The organism is Dactylosporangium sp. NPDC005555 (assembly GCF_040605635.1).
Classification (GTDB): Bacteria; Actinomycetota; Actinomycetes; order Mycobacteriales; family Micromonosporaceae; genus Dactylosporangium.
Genome location: NZ_JBEXDG010000062.1, coordinates 1 through 19167 on the forward strand (window position 1 = coordinate 1; position 19167 = coordinate 19167).

The window sequence follows — 19167 nt, forward strand, 5'->3', positions numbered from 1 at the left end:
CCAACTCCACACCCGCATCCTCGAACAAACCCTCCCCAACCGCCGCAACCGCATCAGCGACCGCACCACCAAACAACCCGGCCGCAAACAACGAAGCTGGACAGCAACCTTCACAGTCACCATCCAGCCCCATCCATCACCCTGAACGCTTAACTCACCGGCATTGCGTCAGAGCGGCAAAATGTCTTCCGGATCATGGAAGATGGCCGCGGCGCCCAGCCACCGGGATGCCACGCGCACGCGTGTGAGTCTGCCGCGCAAGCCGGCAGTGCGTCGCGGAGCGGCGCATTGGGGGGTTCCGGGGGTGAGAATCCCCCCGGCGGGACCCGCGCGAAGCGTGGGGCAGCGAGCCATCGCCGAAGGCGACCGGCGGGAAACAGCGCAGCGAGCCATCGCCGAAGGCGACCGGCGGGAAACAGCGCAGTGAGCGGTCGGCGAGGGCGACACGCGGGTAACAATGCTAAGAACAACGGATGAGTGAGCTGCGCGCCGAGGCGGAAGCCTGGCTGGCCGACGATCCCGACCCCGCCGCCCGGGACGAGCTGCGGGCCGTCCTCGACGATCGCCGGGAGCTGCAGGACCGGTTCGCGGGACCGCTGACGTTCGGCACCGCCGGGCTGCGAGGGCCGCTGCGGGCCGGGCCCAACGGCATGAACCTCGCCGTCGTGCGGGGTGCTGCGGCCGGGCTCGTCCGGTGGCTGGCGGACACGGGGGCCGAGGGGCCGCTCGTCGTCGGGTACGACGCCAGGCACGGCTCGAAAGCGTTCGCGGAGGAGACCGCCCGGGTCGCGACCGGGGCGGGGCGGCGGGCGCTGGTGCTGCCCCGGCCGCTGCCGACGCCGGTCCTGGCGTTCGCGGTGCGGCACCTCGGCGCGGCCGCGGGGGTCATGGTGACCGCGAGCCACAACCCGCCGCAGGACAACGGCTACAAGGTGTATCTCGGCGACGGCTCACAGATCGTGCCGCCCGCCGACCGGGAGATCGAGCGGGCGATCCGGGCCGTCGGGCCGCTGCGGGACGTCCCGCTCGGCGACCCCGGCGAGATCCTCGGCGAGGACGTGCTCGACGCGTACGTGGACGGGGCGCTGCGGGTGGTCGACCCCGAGGTGCCCCGGGACCTCGTCGTCGCGTACACGCCGATGCACGGCGTCGGCAGGGACGTGTTCGTCCGGACGATCACCGAGGCGGGGTATCCGGTGCCCGCGGTCGTGGCGGCGCAGGCCGAGCCCGACCCGGACTTCCCGACCGTGGCGTTTCCCAACCCGGAGGAGCCCGGCGCCACCGACCTGCTGCTGGCGCTCGCCGATGAGGCGGACGCGGACATCGCGATCGCCAACGACCCCGACGCCGACCGGTGCGCGGTCGCCGTGCGCACGACAAGGACGGACGGGCAGCAGTGGCGGCTGCTGCGGGGTGACGAGGTGGGGGTACTGCTCGCCGACCACCTGATGCGCCGCGGCGTGAAGGGCCGGTACGCGACGACGATCGTGAGCTCGAGCCTGCTCTCGCGGATGTGCGAGGCGCACGAGGTGAGCTACGGCGAGACGCTCACCGGCTTCAAGTGGATCGTGCGGGCCGGGGACGACCTGGTCTACGGCTACGAGGAGGCGCTCGGCTACTGCGTCGCCCCCGGCCACGTCCGCGACAAGGACGGGATCACCGCCGCGCTGCTGGTGTGCGAGCTCGCCGCGGGACTGAAGGCCGAGCTGCGCACGCTCGGCGACCGCCTCGACGAGCTCGCCCTGCTGCACGGGGTGCACGCGACGGACCAGCTCAGTGTCCGCGTCGAGGACCTCGCCGACATCGCGGCCGCGATGGCCACGATCCGGCGCAACCCGCCGGCGGCGCTGCTCGACGAGCCGGTGCGCGCGGTCGAGGACCTGCTGCCGGACGCCGACGTGCTGATCGTGCGGGCCGGCACGACCCGGGTGGTCGTGCGTCCGTCGGGGACGGAGCCGAAGCTGAAGGCCTACCTGGAGGTCGTCGAGCCGGTCACCGGCGGGGACGTGGCCGCCGCCCGCGAGAAGGCCCGGGCCTCCCTCGTCGCCCTGCGCACGGAGACCGCGCAGGCGCTGGGGCTCTAGAGCGTCACCGAGAAGGTCGTCGACGCGGCCAGCTTCCGGAACTCCTCGAGCGCCGGCTGGGAGCTGTCCGGCCGCGTGTCGCCCTTCGGCGCGTTCGGCGAGTCGAAGTAGACGAGGGCCTTGATCGCCGGGAACCGGCCGAGCTGCTGGCGGACCGTCGAGTAGATCCACGCCTTCTTCGTGGGGTCGGCGGCGTGCTCGTACACCCCCCACTCCGCGATCATCAGGGGCTTGTTGCCGTGCGTGCGGGTGATCCAGGTGTAGAACCCGGGCCACTTCGCGGGGTCCGAGGTGCGGTCGACCAGGTAGGCGAAGTCACCGTGGCCGTAGCCGCCGGGCCTGGCGAAGAGGTACGGGTCCATGCCGACCCAGTCGACGACGTCGTCGCCCGGGTACAGGTCGCCGAACCACGGCTGCACGCACCACGGCTCGTAGGCCATGTAGACCATCACGAAGACGACGTTGGTGACGCCGGCGGCGCGCAGGCGCAGGACCGTGTGCCGGTACATCGCGGCGTAGTCGCGGGCGGTCATGCCGCCGCCGGCGCGCACGTCGTTCTCCGGCTCGTGGTGCAGCGCGACGAACAGCTTGCCGGGGAACGCCTTCAGCCGGGCCGCGGCGCGGTCGATGCGGGCGTCCTGCCCGCCGGCGGCCACGTCGGCCCAGGTGGTGTCCCAGGCGACCTTCCAGTTGGCGAACAGGATCCGCTTGCGGGACTGCTCGACCACGGCGATCTCGTCGGCGGTCGGCCAGACCTCGTCGCCGCGGTGGTAGGAGTGCAGGATGTCGGCGGGCCGGCCGGTGGTGCGCTCGAAGTTCGCCAGGGCCTGCGACGACCTCAGGTCCGTGAACGCGCCCGGCGCGACGCCCCACAGCAGCCCGCAGCCCGGCACGAGCTTCGCGTCGAGGCCGCAGCGTCCGCCCGCCTTCGACGCGGGCGGCTTCCCCGCTGTCTTCGAGGGCGTGACCGCCGTGCCGAGGCCGGCCTTGTCAGCGTTCGGCGTCGCCGGTACCGGCTGCGCCGCCGACGAAGGAGTCCGGGCCTCGGGTCTGGTGGCGGCCGCGGTGGCCAGGGCTCCGGAGCCGGCGAGGACCCCGACCGTGACGACGACGGCGAGGACCGGATGGGTGCGAAGGAAGGAACGTCGGTGCTTCATCGCCGGTCACCGTAGGCCGCTGCTCGGCCCCTGAGGCAATGGCCGAGCAGCGGATATCCCCCGATCCGGCGACGAAGCTTAAGCCGGACTTCAGAATCTGGGCATGCCGCCGAACTGCCGGTCGCCCGCGTCGCCGAGGCCCGGGACGATGTACATGCGCTCGTTGAGCTTCTCGTCGATCGCGGCCGTGACGAGCCGGATCGGCAGCCCCGAGCCGGCGAGCCGCTCGATGCCGGCGGGCGCGGCGAGCACGCACAGGACCGTGATGTCGGTCGCGCCGCGGTCGACGAGCAGCCGCACGCAGTGCAGCAGCGAGCCGCCAGTGGCGAGCATCGGGTCGAGCACCAGGACCGGGATGCCGGTCAGGACGCCGGGCAGCGACTCCATGTAGGCGCGCGGCTCGTAGGTCTCCTCGTCGCGGGCGAGCCCGACGAAGCCCATCGAGGACTCCGGCAGCAGCGCGAGCGCGGAGTCGGCCATGCCGAGCCCGGCGCGCAGGACCGGCACGAGCAGCGGCGGGTTGGCCAGCCGGGTGCCCTCGGCCATCGCGACCGGGGTCTTGACCTGGAACTGCTCGGTGGCGAACGACCTGGCGGCCTCATACACGAGCATCGTGGTGAGCTCGTGCAACGCGGCACGGAACTGGCCGTTGTCGGTCCGTTCGTCACGCATCGCGGTCAGTCGCGACTTGGCCAAGGGGTGATCCACCACGAGTACGTCCACAGGGACTGAGCTTAGACTCAGGCCATGACCCTCACCGCCGAGGTCGCGCGCTCACAAGGCGCCCTGCGGACCTTCCTGCACGGTTTGCCCGGTGTCGACCAGGTCGGCGCGGAGCAACGCGCCGCCATGCTGAGCACCCGGTCGATCAAGACGACGGCGAAGGCGCAGGCCCTGGACCTGGCGATCCGCATGGTCGACCTGACCACCCTCGAAGGCTCCGACACGCCCGGCAAGGTGCGGGCGCTGTGCGCGAAGGCGGTCCGGCCGGACCCCGCCGACCCCACGTGCCCCAGCGCGGCCGCGATCTGCGTGTACCCGTCGATGATCGCCGTCGCCGCCGAGGCGCTGCGCGGCAGCGGGGTGCACCTGGCCAGCGTCGCGACCGCGTTCCCGTCGGGACAGGCGCCGCTGGCGGTGAAGCTCGCCGACACCCGCGCGGCGGTCGCCGACGGCGCCGACGAGATCGACATGGTGATCAAGCGCGGCGCGTTCCTCGCCGGGCACTACGCCGAGGTCCACGACGAGATCGTGGCGATCAAGGAGGCGTGCGGCGACGCGCACCTCAAGGTCATCCTCGAGACCGGCGAGCTGGCCACGCTCGACAACGTGCGCCGCGCCTCCTGGCTGGCGATGCTGGCCGGCGCCGACTTCATCAAGACCTCCACCGGCAAGATCCAGCCGGCCGCGACGATGCCGGTGACGCTGGTCATGCTGGAGGCCGTCCGCGACTTCCGGGCCGCGACCGGCCGGATCATCGGCGTCAAGCCCGCCGGCGGCATCCGCACCGCGAAGGACGCGATCAAGTATCTGGTCATGGTCAACGAGACCGCCGGGCCCGACTGGCTGGAGCCCGACCGTTTCCGCTTCGGCGCCTCCACCTTGCTCAACGACCTGCTCATGCAGCGGACCAAGCTCGCCACCGGCCACTACGCGGGCCCCGACTACTTCACCTTGGACTAGGGCGATGGACTTTCAGTACGCACCCGCGCCGGAGTCACGCTCGGTCGTCGACATCCGGTCCTCCTACGGCCTGTTCATCAACGGCGCCTTCGTCGACGGGCGGGGTGAGTCGTTCAAGTCGGTCAACCCCGCCACCGAGGAGGCCCTGGCCGACATCGCCACGGCCGACACCGCCGATGTGGACGCGGCGGTGCTGGCGGCCCGGCGCGCCTTCGACACGGTGTGGGGCCCGATGCCGGGGCGCGAACGCGCCAAGTACCTCTTCCGCATCGCCCGGATCATCCAGGAGCGGGCCCGGGAGCTGGCGGTGCTCGAGACGCTGGACAACGGCAAGCCGATCCGGGAGTCCCGGGACGTCGACGTGCCGCTCGTCGCCGCCCACTTCTTCTACTACGCCGGCTGGGCCGACAAGCTGCCGTACGCCGGCTTCGGCCCGGACCCGAAGCCGCTCGGCGTCGCCGCTCAGGTCATCCCGTGGAACTTTCCGTTGTTGATGTTGGCGTGGAAGATCGCGCCGGCGCTCGCCGCGGGCAACACCGTCGTGCTGAAGCCGGCCGAGACGACGCCGCTGACGGCGCTGCTCTTCGCCGAGATCTGCCAGCAGGCGGAGCTGCCGCCGGGCGTCGTCAACATCATCACCGGCGCCGGGGACACCGGGCGGCTCCTGGTGGAGCACGCCGGCGTCGACAAGGTGGCGTTCACCGGCTCGACCGAGGTCGGGCGGGCCATCGCCCGGTCCGTCGCCGGCACCCGCAAGAAGCTCACCCTGGAGCTCGGCGGCAAGGCCGCCAACATCGTCTTCGACGACGCGGCCGTCGACCAGGCGGTCGAGGGCGTCGTCAACGGCATCTTCTTCAACCAGGGGCACGTCTGCTGCGCCGGGTCGCGCCTGCTGCTGCAGGAGTCGCTGGCCGATGAGTTCCTCGACGCCTTGAAGCGGCGGATGGCGCAGCTGCGGGTCGGCGACCCGCTGGACAAGAACACCGACGTCGGCGCGATCAACTCCTCGGCGCAGCTGGCCCGCATCCGGCAGCTGTCGCAGATCGGCGAGGACGAGGGCGCCGAGCGCTGGTCGGCGCCGTGCGAGCTGCCGGCGCGCGGCTTCTGGTTCGCACCGACGATCTTCACCGGCGTGACGCAGGCGCACCGGATCGCCCGCGAGGAGATCTTCGGGCCCGTCCTGTCGGTGCTGACGTTCCGTACCCCCGACGAAGCCGTCGAAAAGGCCAACAACACGCCCTACGGGCTCTCCGCCGGGATCTGGACCGAGAAGGGGTCCCGCATCCTGCACGTCGCGGACAAGCTCCGGGCGGGCGTCGTGTGGGCCAACACGTTCAACAAGTTCGACCCGACGTCACCCTTCGGCGGCTACAAGGAGTCCGGCTACGGGCGTGAGGGCGGCCGTCACGGGCTGGAGGCCTACCTTGAGCACTGAGTCACCGGCACGGCTCGCCGTCCGCAAGACCTACAAACTCTTCATCGGCGGCGCGTTTCCCCGCAGCGAGTCCGGGAGGTCCTACCAGGTGCACTCCGCCTCCGGCGACTTCCTCGCCAACGCCGCGCTCGGCTCCCGCAAGGACGCCCGCGACGCGGTCAAGGCGGCCCGCGCGGCCGCCGGCAAGTGGTCCGGCGCGACCGCCTACAACCGCGGCCAGATCCTCTACCGGGTCGCCGAGGTCCTCGAGGGCCGGCACGACCAGTTCGTGGCCGAGGTGAAGGCCGCCGAGGGCGTCCCGCGCAAGGAGGCCGCCGCGCAGGTGGACGCCGCGATCGACCGCTGGGTCTGGTACGCGGGCTGGTCGGACAAGGTCGCGCAGATCCACGGCGGGGCCAACCCGGTCGCCGGGCCCTACTTCAACCTGTCCGCGCCGGAGCCGACCGGGGTCGTCGCCGTCGTCGCGCCCGCCGCGTCGTCGCTGCTCGGGCTGGTCAGCGTGATCGCGCCGGCGATCGTGACGGGCAACACCGTCGTGGTCGTCGCCTCCACCGACCGGCCGCTGCCGGCGATCTCCCTGACCGAGGTCCTCGCCACCTCCGACCTGCCCGGCGGGGTCGTCAACATGCTCACCGGGAAGGTCACGGAGATCGCGCCGTGGCTCGCGGCGCACATGGACGTCAACGCCATCGATCTCACCGGTGTGACGGACGACACTCTCGCGAAGGAGTTGGAGGTCGCGGCCGCGGAGAACCTGAAGCGGGTGATCCGACCTGCTGACCCCGACTGGACCGCTGACCCCGGGGTGTCCCGCATGCTGGCACTGCTGGAGATCAAGACGGTCTGGCACCCCAAGGGGGTCTGACCGTCGCAGACCGGGCACACTAGGGTGTTTGTGCGCGAGGCCATGTAAGTGAGCAGTGTGCCCGCACGCCGAGCCGACTACGGAGGTCTACAGTGGCCCGCCAGTCTTCCCGTCCGTCCTCATCACGTCCGGCGTCCTCGCGCCCAGCGGCAGCGAAGAAGAGCACGCCGGCCGCGGCTGAGCCAGCCTCCGTCGAGGAGCCGCTCGACGAGGCTCCCGAGGCTCCCGAGATCCCGGACACCACCGCCACGGCCGACGTCGTCGAGGACGTCGACGCGGTCGAGGACGACGAGGTCGAGGACGCCCTGGACGACGACGCCGACCTCGACGAGGAGGACAACCGCAAGGAGCGCTCCGCGCAGGCCGACGCGATGTGGAGCGACGTCAACGTCGAGCCGGTCGAGATCGCGCTGCGCACCGGCGTCGGCTACACGCTGCGGGCCTACCGGCTGTCGACCGAGCTCACCCCGACCGAGCTGGACGAGGAGGAGGACGACTTCGCGATCCTCCACCGCCGCGAGGCGGACGCCGACGAGGACGAGGTCGTCATCCTCGACGAGCACGCGGAGCTGTTCGCCGACGAGGAGCCGGCCGTTTCGACGGCGAAGCCGGCGAAGCCGGCGAAGAAGTCGCGCGACTCGGACGACGACGACTCCGAAGCCGACGACGCTGACGCCGTCGACCTGAACAAATCGGACGACGCCGACGACGACACCGACAAGGCGGACGACGCCGAGGCGGACGAGGAGGCCGAGGCCGACGTCATCGCCGACGACGAGGAGGAGGACGAGGAGGAGCCCGAGGAGGTTCCCGCGTTCCTCAGCCACCGCGGCAAGCTGCTGGTCTTCCGCAGCGCCGAGGGGCTCGTCGAGTTCGTGAAGTCCGACGCGGAGCACGACCTGCGCCAGCTCGACACGTGGGACAGCCTGAAGACCCGCATCACCGCCTCTTCGGTCGCGCCGAAGGACGAGGACCGCTACGAGCTCGACCTCGTCGTGGAGAACCTCCGCGGCGGCCAGGACGCGTGGGACGCCGACCTGCTCATCTCGGCCGGCGAGGTCGCCCGCGACCTGGCGCACGCGCTGCGGCTCGAGCCCGTCCGCACCGCCCTCGCCGCCGACTCCCCCCTCGACGACCTCGACGAAGCGCTTCGCGCGGCGGTCGGCGGCGGCGTCGGCGGCTTCTTCGCCAAGCGGCGGCTCAAGAAAATCGGGGCACAACAGGCAGCGCTCGGCTGGCGGACCATAATCGGCAAGATTTCTGCCGCCGTGGACTGGCGTGATTGATTTGTGACCGACAGGATCTAAGCCGTGGGCATTCTGGCACGGCGGGCACGGCCCGGCCTTTGACCGGACGGGTGCTGCGGTGCGCGACGATCAGCCGATGAGGCAGTTCAACCGAAACGGCTGATCGCGTCATCCGCCCGCAACCTGTTTAGTAGAGGTCGTTCAGTTTGACCTGCGGCAACACACACGGCGGGGCGCCGGGACACGTCCCCGCCGACGTGGTGAAAGCTCAACTGATGTCCCGAGAGGAGGACGACGCGGTGGCGCTCGTTCGGGTGTACTGCGGTCTGGCGTCGGCTGATCTCGCCGAGCCGCAGTCAAGCTCCGAAATCTGGTTGACCGTCGCGGTCGTCGACGACGCCGGCCGACTCATCGACATCTGCGAGGTGAGCGACGACGCCGGCGGCTACGCCGAGCTCAGCGCGCTGCTCGCGCAACGCTCCGGCGGGCAGGGGGGGGTCGCTGTCGCGGCCGAGAGCGACGACCACGTCGTCACCCAGCTGCTGACCGCCGCCGGGCGCAACCTCGCCTTCACCGACGACGACTCGGCCGACGACTATGCCGAGCGCTTCGCCGACGACGAGTCGCCGGAGGAGATCCAGTCCAACGCCGCCGAGCGGCGCGCCGTGGGCCTCGCCCGGGCGCTGCAGGCCGGCGTGCTCTCCGCGGTCGGGCAGTCCCCGCCGCGCGACATGCTGCCGCTCAAGCCGGTCCTCGCCGCGCACGCCGCCGTCGTCTCCGGCCGGCAGAGCGCCGCGGCGACGCTGCGGGAGGTGCTCCGCGAGCTGTATCCGGCCGCGCTACGCGCCTACCCGGACCCGGCCGAGGCCATCCCGCTGGCGATCCTCGACGCGCTGCCCGAGCCGGGCATCCTCGGCGGCGGCGCCGCCGGGCGCAACCGGGACGCCCAAGTCGCGGGCGAGCTCGCCGCGGGCGGGGTCGCCGACGCCGTGACACTCGGCGAGGCCATCACCGCGCTGCGGGTCGCGATCGCCGAGACCCCCCGCCGCACCGGCATCAACCGGGCACTCACCGCCGCGGTCGCCGAGACCATCCGCCAGTCCGTCGCCGCGGTCCGCGCCTGCGACGCCGCCGCCGCCTCGCTCGTCGGCGTCCTCGCCGACAAGATGAGCCCGTCGCGGCAGCCCGGCCGCCAGCGGACCGGCTCGCCGCTGACCCCGGTCGCGCCGCTGCGCTCCGCGCCGCCCGCGGCCACGCCGGCCGCCGCGCCCGCCGCCGTGCCCACGATCGGTGCCGTGCCCGCCGTCGGGCAGGACGCCCCGCCGACCCGCACCCGTGTCGCCGCCCGTGCCGCCGAGGCGGCCCGCGCCGCCGAGTCGACCGCGGCGGCCTTCCCCGCGCAGCCGGCCGGTGGTCGCACCAGTGCCGCGCAGGCGACCGGTGGACGCCGTCGCGCGCAGGCGGCACCCGCGCAGGCCCAGCCGCCGGCGGTCTCCGCTCCTCCGGCCGCGTCCGTCGTGTCCGGTCCGCCCGCGGTGCCCTCGGCCCCGCCGGCCACCGCTCCCGCGTATCAGCCGGCGGCGGCCTCCTACGGACAGCCGGTCACGTCCACGCCGCCCGGCTACACGCCGCCCGGCCAGCCGGTCACCTCGACGCCGCCCGCTTACGCGCCTCCGGTCACCTCCACGCCGCCGGCGTTCGGTCCTCCGGTCACCTCCGCGCCGCCCGCTTACGTGCCTCCGGTCACGTCGACGCCCCCGGCGTTCGGTCCCCCGGTCACGTCGACGCCGCCGGCCTTCGGGCAGCAGGTGCCTTCCGCCCCGCCGGCGTACGGGCAGCCCGTCACGTCGACCCCTCCCGGTTATGGCGTCACCTCGACACCGCCGGCATACGGGGTCACCTCGACGCCGCCCGGGTATCAGCCCGCCGCGGCCCCCTACGGGCAGCCGGTCACGTCCACGCCGCCCGGCTACACGCCGACCTTCCCGGGGGCGTTCGACGCACCGGGCGGGCCGGCACAGGCCACGCCGCCGTATCAGCCGGCCGCCTACCAGCCGCCGACGCCGACCTACGCGCCCGCGCCGCCGATCCCTCCGACGTACCAGCAGCAGCCGGTCCCGGCCTCGATGCAGTCGATCCCGGTCCCGCTGCAGCCGGCGCCGCCGCAGCCCGTGCCGGTGGCTCCCCTGCCCGTCGCGCCCGCCCCGGTCGCGCCGCCGCCGGTCGCCCCGGCCCCGGTGATCCCGCCGCTGGCCGCCACGGAGCAGCCCACGTTCGCGTCGCTGATGCCGCCGCCTCCGCCGGGCATCGCCCCGCTGCTGGCCGACACCGGCTTCGACTTCACCCGCCCCTCCTCCGCGCCTCCGGCCGCACAGGAGAGCGACAGCGGCGCGATCAGGCTCAGTGACCTCAGCTCCCTCGGCGAGCCGCCGACCCTGGCCCCGACCACGGCGGCGCCCGCGTCGCGGACCAGCTGGCCGCCGGCCGGCGCGGACGCGACCGACGCGTTCGACGGCGACCCGCTGAACATGACGACGTCGGCGTTCGCCACCCCGGCGTCCGACCTCAGCAGCCTGCCGCGGATGAGCGACCTGCCGAAGCCGCCGGCCGAGCTGCAGGACCTGGAGACCACCGGCGACTTCGGCCGCCGGTCCGAGCGCTCCGAGCTGCTCAGCAGGTCCGACCTCAGCCGGTCGGCCGCCTCCGAGACCGCACAGACCTCGCAGACCGGGGCGGAGCCCACGCGTGGGCGGCGCGCCAGTCGTGCCGACGAGCCGGCCTCGACCGGACGCCGCTCCCGCTCCGAGCCGGCGGCCCCCGCCGCTTCGGAGTCCGCCGCGACGCCTTCGCGGTCCGAGCGGTCCCGGACGGAGATCCCCCGCTCGGAGCGGTCGCGGACCGAGATCCCGCGGTCCGAGCGGTCGCGCGCCGAGACCCCCCGCACCGAGATCCCCCGGTCGGAGCGGTCCCGGGCCGAGCGCCCAGTCGAGCTGCCCCGCCAGCGTGAGGGTCGCGTCCCGCCGCCGTGGCAGACCGGCGACCTGCCGGCCGAGCCCGCCGGTCTGCGCCTCGTCGAGCCCGCCCCGGTGCCGGACCCGGCGCTCACCGGCTACGGCGACGAGTTCAGCGGTGAATACAGCGGCGAGTTCCGCTTCGAGCCGCCGGCGCTGCGCCTCGTCGAGGACCGCCCCGCCGCCGAGCGGGCCACGGCCCGTAGCAGCGGCACCGGCGCGGGCCGCAGCCGCCGCGCCGCGGCCGCGGAGTCCTCCGCTCTTGCCGGCTCCGGTTCCGCCTCTGGTCCTGGCTCCGGCTCCGGTTCCACTTCCGCCTCCGCTGAGGCGGACGGTGACCTGTTGATATTCGCCGCGGCACGATCCGCGTGGTTCACCGACTGGGACGCCGACAGCGAGGCCGAGGCCCCGGCGGCCGAGCGCCCCGCGGTCAGCTGGGAGAACCAGAACGACTCCGCCTGGCGCCTGGCCGAGGAGGCCAGCCAGCCGAAGCTCGGCGACGAGACCTCGACGGGCCTGCCGCGGCGCGTACCGCAGCAGAACCTGGTGCCCGGCTCGCCGATCAACTCCCCGGAGCGTCCGCTGCGCATCGTCCGTGACGCGGCGCAGATCGCGGCGCACACCACCGGCTACTTCCGCGGCTGGCGCCGGGGCCAGGAGGTCGGCGGCTTCGCGGTCGGCGGCCGCCCCGGTCGCGAGGCCGCGGGCGGCTGGGACTTCAGCCGCGAACGCGAGGCCAGCCGCGAATACCAGGAACGCGAGTTCGAATACCGCTCGGCGCGCCGCTAGATCGCTCTTGGCAAGGGCCGTCCTCGATGTTCGAGGGCGGCCCTTGCTGTTTGCCCGGGTCCGTTGCCGTGCGTGACTCGACGGCTTCGCAACGTCCATGTCGGCCCTTGCCGGTGGACGGGGCATGGGGCGACCGCGAGGATGTCCTTCAGCGCGACGGAGCGTTCCGCGATGCCGCCACCCACACCCGAACGCGTCCCGGCGGCCGTCGGGCGCCTCAGGCCTTCTCAGGCGGCCTTACGGCACGTTCGCCGACCCATCCACCGCAGCGACCGCACGACCCTCGGCGCTACCCAGGCACCGACCGGACCACCACATGGCATTGGCACGAACCGGACCGTCAAACACGGCAGTGGACGGGGACCGCTGCGCCAGCCGCCTCGACGGCGGCCCAGCACCGGGAAGCGGCTCCGGTGCCGGGGGCATCCGCGCCGTTGAAGAGGTGGGAAGACGGGAACACCCGCGCCGCTGAGGGGGAGGGGGTGGGAAACGGGAACACCCGGGCCGCTGAGGGAGGGTGGGAAACGGGAGCGTCCGCGCCGTTGACGAGGGCGGCAGAAACGAGCGCGCACCGTGGCCGCCCTGCTGAGGAGGCGGAAACGGTGCGCGCGCGGAGCGTGCGGGAGAGGGGTGGTGCGTTACGCGGGGGCCGTGGCCCGGGTGCGACGCATCGAGAGGACGTATTCGACGAGGGAGATGAGGACGTTCTTCGTCGACTCGCGGGAGCGTGCGTCGCAGGAGACGACCGGGATATCGCTGGAGATGGCCAGCGCCTCACGGACGTCGTCGGCGTTGTGATACTGCACGCCGTCGAAGCAGTTGATGGCCACGAGGTACGGCAGGCGCCGATGCTCGAAGAAGTCGATCGCGGCGAAACAGTCGGCGAGTCGCCGCGTGTCCACCATGACGACAGCGCCGATGGCGCCGCGGACCAGTTCGTCCCACATGAACCAGAAACGGGTCTGGCCGGGGGTGCCGAACAGGTACAGGATCAGGTCACGGTCGATCGAGATACGACCGAAGTCCATCGCGACCGTGGTCGTCGTCTTGCCGGGGACGTTGCGAGTGTCATCCACACCGACGCCGGCGGACGTCATGATGGCCTCGGTGGTCAGCGGCGTGATCTCCGAGACCGATCCGACGAGTGTGGTCTTACCCACGCCGAACCCTCCGGCGATGACGATCTTCGCTGACGTGACCCGCCCTGGGCGGACTGCCACGTCAGAGCCTCCGAAGTCCACTCAGCACCCTCTCAAGCAGTTCTGTGCCCACCGACTCGTTATCGTCGAGCGAGGTCGGCTCGTACACCGCGACGAGTCCGTCGGCAGCCATGTCCGCCACGATGACGCGCGCGACACCCAGCGGAAGCTGCATGCGCGCCGCGATCTCAGCGAGAGACTGCAAGCGACCGTCGCAAAGCGTGGAAATGTATTGCTGTTCTTGTCCGTGAGCACCGCCCGGCCGAGAGTTGGCCGCGCGCCCGCGCACGGTGGTCTCGACCAGCGCCTCGATCGCAATGTCCAGCTTGGGCCGGGTGCGACCTCGGGTGACGGCGTACGGCCTGACCAACGCGCCGGTTGGTTCATCGCGCTCGGCCATGGTCGCCGTTCACCTCCTCACTCGTCGGGCCTCGTCAACAGCTGATGCGTCAACAGTTATTACGTCCGCTAATGCGTAAAGCACCTAGTTCAGTCTCAACCGAGCATCGATGCGGTCGGCCGGGGTGGCGGTGTCAATGCGTCACCGACCCGGTCGACCAGCAGCGCCATTTCGTAGCCGACCTGGCCGACATCGCACGCCCGGGCCGCGAGGACCGCGAACGAGGAGCCGTCGGAGATCGACATGAGGAACAGGAAGCCGTTGTCCATTTCGACGACGGTCTGCAGCACCGCACCGCCCTCGAAGCAGCGGGAAGCGCCCTGCGTGAGGCTCACCAAGCCGGAAGCGATCGCGGCGAGCTGGTCGCCACGGTCGCGCGGCAGGTCACGAGAGGCGGCCAACAGCAGACCGTCTGCCGAGACGGCTACCGCGTGGGCGACGCCCGGCACTCGGTCCGCGAAGTTGGCGAGCAGCCAACCGAGATCCTGCGTAGATGTCATGCCTCTTGCTCCTTGCCAACCTGCGAGTTTTGAGGCCCGGCCGAGGTGTGCTCCGGGGTTTTCGAGTCGTCGGACCGGGTGCGGCCGCGCTGAACGCCTCGGTGATACGCGGACAACAGACCACGCACGGACTCCGGCGTCCGCCGGTGGACCGTGGCGGGGTTCTTCTCCACCCCGCCGGGGACCAGCTGCGCTTGCGGCACGCGTTTTGGCAAACCCGTGTCGGTCGTCGCAAATTCCTGCTCCTCGGCGAGTGCGGCGGCCGCCTGCCATCCTTCGTCTGCCGCAGTCTGCCAGTTTACCGCCGGACCGCCGGATCCCCGGTCGGCCGAACCTCGCGAAGCTTCACCCGGAACCCGGGTTTCAAATCGCTGCGGCGGCACGTATGCCGTGTCGCTGTAGGTCACCTCGACCGGCCGCGTCGAGGCGCCGTTCGACATGGGTGCCGGCGCCGCGGGAGCGACCGGGGCCGCCGGTGCGGCGGCGACGGGCTCGTCGTCGAAGTTCGGCGCCTTGCTGGTGGTCTGGAACCAGGCCGACTCCAGCTCGCGGAAGATCGGCAGCTCCATCGTCTCGTCGACGAAGCGCTGGCGGGAGTCGCCGGCGTCGCTGTCGGAGGCCGAGGGGTCCCAGTCGAGCCGCACCTTCGGGATCTCCGCGGTCATGTCGACCGGGACCGCGGAGGGCTCGGGCTGCCGGTAGGGATCCGCGGCAGCGTACCGATCGGGCTGCTGCGAAACTCCGGGAGCGCCGGGACCAGAGGAGACCGGCGGCCAGGCGGGCGGTGCCGCCGCGGCCGGGGGCGGTCCACCGGCGTTGTACGCCGCGGGTGCGTCATAGCCGCGCGGGCCGGGCGCCTCGGGGCGCTGCCGCGGGATCTGGCCGCTGACCTCGTCCTCGGCGACCTCGCCGTCGACGGTCCAGTTCTCGTTGGCGCGGCGCTGCGGCAGCGGGTTGAGGTCGCCGGGCGACCGGCGGTCCTGGTCACCCTCGCCGTCGACGCCGGTCAGGTCCGACCATGCGGGCAGGCTGCGACCGGCACCGGGACCCTGCTGCGCCGGAGGCCGCGGGCCGAAGCCACCGTCACGGGGACCGGGGCCGACCTCACGAGACCCGCCGTCGTGGAAGGCGCCGGGTCCACCATTGCCGCCACCGTACGGAGGCTGCCCGTTGGACGCCGGGGGCGTCTCCCGCCGCGGCGGGGCGCCGTTGGCGAAGCCGTTGACCGTCGGCCGCTCACCCGTGTGCGGGCCGGCGCCGAAGAGGCCGCTGCTGGTGAGCGTGCCGAAGCGTGGCCCGCCACCGTTGCCGCCGCCACCGATCGGCGCCGGGCCGCTCTCCAGCGCGAGCGGCGAGGCGAGCGGGGAGCGCGGCGCGGGCGTCGACGGGATCGGCCGGGCCTGGACCGTGTCGTTGGGTCCGACGGCGGGCATGCCCGCGGTCGGCATGCCGGCGTTGGCGCGGCCGGACAGGGCCCGCGGCACGAGGACACCGGCGGGCAGCGTCATGTCGGCGATAGTGCCGCGCTCGCGCGCGGCCCGCAGCTCGACCTTGACGCCGTGCCGGGCGGCCAGCCGGGCGACCACGACGAGGCCCATCATCCGGGAGACGGCGACGTCGACCATCGGCGGGTTGGCGAGGCGCTCGTTGAGCTCGTTGAGCTGCTCGGGCGAGACGCCGATGCCGTGGTCCTCCACCAGCAGGACGGCGCGGTCGCCGACGCGGCGGGCCTCCACGATGACCGCCGAGTCCGGCGGGGAGAAGGCGGTCGCGTTGTCGAGCAGCTCGGCGACCAGGTGGACCATGTCGTTGACCGCGTGGGCGGCCATCTCGATGTCCCGGTCGATCATGCCGAACTCGATGCGCGTGTAGTGCTCGACCTCGGACTGGGCGGCGCGGAGCACGTCCATGAGCGGGGCGGGCTCGCGCTGGATGCGGGTGGAGTCGGCGCCGGCGAGGACCAGGAGGTTCTCGTCGTTACGGCGCATCCGGGTGGCGAGGTGGTCGAGCTGGAAGAGCTCGGCCAGCCGGTCCGGGTCCTCCTCGCCGCGCTCCAGGCGGTCCAGGTGACCGATGAGCCGGTCGACCAGGATCTGGGAGCGGCGGGCGAGGTTGACGAACATCGTCGCGACGCTGGCGCGCAGTGCGGCCTGCTCGGCGGCGGTGCGGACGGCTTCGAGGTGGACGGCGTTGAACGCCTCGGCCACCTGGCCGAACTCGTCGCGGCTGCGGACCGGGAGTGGCTCCGCGATCTGCAACGCCAGCTGGTGCGGCGACATCTGACCGGCCAGGGCCGGGTCACGCAGTCGCTGCACGGCCTGGGGCAGCCCGTACTGCGCGACGGTCAGCGCGCCGTGGCGCAGCTCCCGCAGCGAGCGGGCCATGGACCGGGCCACGATCCAGGCGAAGAGGATGGCCAGCAGCAGCATGCCCAGCAGGGCACCGGCGGTGACGAGCACCTGGCGCTGCAGGTCGTTGCGGTGCGCGGTCGCGGCCTCGATGTTGTGCTCGTCGAACTCGACCTCGATGCCGCGCAGCAGGTTGGCCTTGTTGACCATCGAGTTGTCCCAGTCGGCCGGGCTGAACAGGCCGCCGGGCAGGGTTTCGGTGGTGAGCGGCGTGAGCTGGCCCTCGAACTTGGCGGCCTCACGCAGGTCGGAGCCGGCGATCTTCTTGTCGAAGAGGTCGCGGTGCCACGGCTCGGAGACGACCCGGAACTGCTCCTCGGCCTGCTCCTGGCCGTTGATCGAGGCGTTGAACTCCTTGCGCAGCTGCGGCGTGAAGGCCTTGCTCGTCAGGACCCGCAGCACGACGACCCGCTCGAGGGAGACCTGCTCCTTCATCTCGGAGATCGCCGCGGCGGCGCGCATGTCGGCGCCGAGCGTCGGGTTGTTGGACAGCTCGGCGGCGGCGTCGCGGATGCTCAGCAGGTCGTCGATGAGCGTGCGATACCTGCTCACGACGGTGCTGGCGAGGATCTCCTTGCCGCCCTCGGAGATCTGCTTGCGCATCCCCGGAAGGTCGAGCAACTGGGTGTCGATCGAGGCCAGCTGCTTGCGGAAGTCCTCCGGCGGGTCGGCCAGGCCGGACCGGGTGAGCCGGTAGCCCTTGCTCGCTTCCTCGGACTTCTGGACCTGGCGGTCGAAGGTGGCGCGCGCCTCGACGGCGACGGGCTGCTGGTCGAGCACGCCGAGGAGCAGCGCCGCGTTGGCGCGCTCACTCTGCAGCTCGTGCACGAGGGCCGAGGCCTGGGCCGACAGACCCGACAGGGTCCGGGCACGGTCGGCGTCGTTGGCCTGACCGATGTTGTTGACGAGACCGTTGGTGCCGACCACGATCGTCGCGATGATCGGGACGATCATGATGAGGCCGAGCTTCGACCAGATCGGCAGGTCTCGGAGCCGGCCCACCGGGAGACGCAGACGCGACGAGACCGGCTCCCGCGTCGTTGGCCGTTTGCTCACTTCACCGCCCTCCGAACCGGGGCCTCGTGCATCAGCAGGCACCCGCGACCGGCCGACCCTACTGGGCCGAACCTCCGAGATTCCACCATGTCCCGTCGCAAGAAGAAAGCCCAGGCCTCCCGGTAGCCGTTATGTTTCAGCTCAAGAAAAAAGTCCGTTTACAGCTAACTTCATCCCATCGTTCCCTTACGCTGGGCGATTTACCCGATACACGCGGATGATGGTGGCTGACAAATGCGGACAAAGTCACGACATCAACTTCGCGTATGCGGGCTTGATCACGTCGTTGATCAAGGCGAGGCGCTCATCAAACGGAATGAAGGCACTTTTCATTGCATTCACCGTGAACCACTGCAACTCGGACCATCCGTAGCCGAAGGCCTCCACCAGCAGCGTCATCTCGCGGCTCATGGAGGTCCCGCTCATCAGCCGGTTGTCGGTGTTGACGGTGACCCGGAAGCGCAGGTCACGCAGCAGCCCGATCGGGTGCTCCCGGATCGAGGCGGCGGCGCCGGTCTGGACGTTGGACGACGGGCAGAGCTCCAGCGGGATGCGCTTGTCCCGCACGTACGCGGCGAGCCGGCCGAGGGAATTGTCCGGCGCGACGTCGTCGACGATGCGCACACCGTGTCCGAGCCGGTCGGCGCCGCACCACTGGATCGCCTGCCAGATCGACGGCAGGCCGAACGCCTCGCCCGCGTGGATGGTGAAATGCGAGTTCTCGCGCTGGAGGTATTCGAAGGCGTCCAGGTGCCGGGTGGGCGGGTAGCCCGCCTCCGCGCCGGCGATGTCGAAGCCGACCACGCCGGCGTCGCGGTACTGCACCGACAGCTCGGCGATCTCCATCGAGCGGGCCGCGTGCCGCATGGCGGTCAGCAGCGTGCCGACCCTGATCGGGTTTCCCGCGGCGGCCGCCTCGGCGGAGCCCTCCCGGAAGCCGTCCAGGACCGCCTCCACCACCTCGGTCAGCACGAGGCCCTGGGCGAGGTGCTGCTCCGGGGCGAAGCGCACCTCGGCGTAGACGACGCCGTCGGCCGCGAGGTCCAGCGCGCACTCCCGGGCGACCCTGGCGAGGGACTCCCTGGTCTGCATCACCGCGACCGTGTGGGCGAACGTCTCCAGGTAGCGTTCCAGCGAGCCGGAGTCCGCGGCGGCGACGAACCACTCCCCGAGCCCTTCCGGGGTCGCGGCGGGCAGCTCGTGGCCGATGGCGGCGGCGAGGTCGAGGATCGTGGCGGGGCGCAGGCCCCCGTCGAGGTGGTCGTGGAGGAGGGCCTTCGGCGCGCGACGGATCTCGTCGTAGGTGGGAGCAACCATGGAACGACACTAGTAG

General features: G+C 72.0%; 13 protein-coding genes. 6 read left to right on the top strand and 7 right to left on the bottom strand.

Annotated features, from left to right (window positions below):
• The first annotated feature begins 473 nt into the window (after positions 1-473).
• Positions 474-2084 (top strand): phospho-sugar mutase, encoded by a 1611-nt coding sequence (locus ABZS58_RS41855; RefSeq protein ID WP_354789451.1) that lies wholly within the window; start codon positions 474-476, stop codon positions 2082-2084.
• Here ABZS58_RS41855 and ABZS58_RS41860 read toward each other — a convergent pair.
• Together ABZS58_RS41860 and upp are read right to left on the bottom strand one after the other, a co-directional pair.
• Positions 2081-3241 carry an endoglucanase gene (locus tag ABZS58_RS41860; protein ID WP_354789453.1) on the bottom strand — a complete coding sequence of 387 codons (1161 nt, stop codon included), beginning with the start codon at positions 3239-3241 and terminating at the stop codon, positions 2081-2083. The two genes, ABZS58_RS41855 and ABZS58_RS41860, sit on opposite strands and share 4 nt — an antisense overlap.
• A 90-nt stretch (positions 3242-3331) precedes the next feature.
• Positions 3332-3964 (bottom strand): uracil phosphoribosyltransferase, encoded by a 633-nt coding sequence (gene upp, locus ABZS58_RS41865; protein WP_354789454.1) that lies wholly within the window; start codon positions 3962-3964, stop codon positions 3332-3334.
• Positions 3965-3988: 24 nt separating this feature from the next.
• On the opposite strand from upp, the gene deoC reads away from it, so the two are divergent.
• The 5 genes from deoC (at position 3989) to ABZS58_RS41890 (ending at position 12271) form a co-directional block, all read left to right on the top strand.
• Positions 3989-4924 carry a deoxyribose-phosphate aldolase gene (gene deoC, locus ABZS58_RS41870; RefSeq protein WP_354789455.1) on the top strand — a complete coding sequence of 312 codons (936 nt, stop codon included), beginning with the start codon at positions 3989-3991 and terminating at the stop codon, positions 4922-4924.
• A gap of 4 nt (positions 4925-4928) precedes the next feature.
• Entirely contained in the window at positions 4929-6359 is a 1431-nt protein-coding gene (locus ABZS58_RS41875) for an aldehyde dehydrogenase family protein (protein ID WP_354789457.1), read from the top strand.
• Positions 6349-7224 (top strand): aldehyde dehydrogenase family protein, encoded by an 876-nt coding sequence (locus ABZS58_RS41880; protein WP_354789459.1) that lies wholly within the window; start codon positions 6349-6351, stop codon positions 7222-7224. The genes ABZS58_RS41875 and ABZS58_RS41880 overlap by 11 nt, the downstream gene beginning before the upstream one ends.
• Before the next feature lie 92 nt (positions 7225-7316).
• Positions 7317-8510, top strand: a complete 1194-nt coding sequence (locus ABZS58_RS41885) for a DNA primase (protein WP_354789461.1) — start codon at positions 7317-7319, stop codon at positions 8508-8510.
• Between the two features lie 236 nt (positions 8511-8746).
• Entirely contained in the window at positions 8747-12271 is a 3525-nt protein-coding gene (locus ABZS58_RS41890) for a hypothetical protein (protein WP_354789462.1), read from the top strand.
• A gap of 638 nt (positions 12272-12909) precedes the next feature.
• Here the strand turns inward: ABZS58_RS41890 and ABZS58_RS41895 are convergent.
• From ABZS58_RS41895 to ABZS58_RS41915, 5 genes are all read right to left on the bottom strand, one after another.
• Entirely contained in the window at positions 12910-13512 is a 603-nt protein-coding gene (locus tag ABZS58_RS41895) for an ATP/GTP-binding protein (RefSeq protein ID WP_354789463.1), read from the bottom strand.
• A complete protein-coding gene (locus ABZS58_RS41900) occupies positions 13493-13870 on the bottom strand; it encodes a DUF742 domain-containing protein (protein ID WP_354789464.1) in 378 nt (125 codons plus the stop codon). Before ABZS58_RS41900 ends, ABZS58_RS41895 begins: the two co-directional genes overlap by 20 nt.
• Positions 13871-13965: 95 nt before the next feature.
• The gene (locus tag ABZS58_RS41905) at positions 13966-14370 is read right to left on the bottom strand and encodes a roadblock/LC7 domain-containing protein (RefSeq protein WP_033358336.1); all 405 of its coding nucleotides are present in this window, start codon (positions 14368-14370) and stop codon (positions 13966-13968) included.
• Complete coding sequence (locus ABZS58_RS41910; protein ID WP_354789466.1) at positions 14367-17780, bottom strand: sensor histidine kinase; 3414 nt, start codon at positions 17778-17780, stop codon at positions 14367-14369. The genes ABZS58_RS41905 and ABZS58_RS41910 overlap by 4 nt, the downstream gene beginning before the upstream one ends.
• A 300-nt stretch (positions 17781-18080) precedes the next feature.
• Positions 18081-19151 carry an adenosine deaminase gene (locus tag ABZS58_RS41915; RefSeq protein WP_354789467.1) on the bottom strand — a complete coding sequence of 357 codons (1071 nt, stop codon included), beginning with the start codon at positions 19149-19151 and terminating at the stop codon, positions 18081-18083.
• Between the last annotated feature and the right edge of the window lie 16 nt (positions 19152-19167).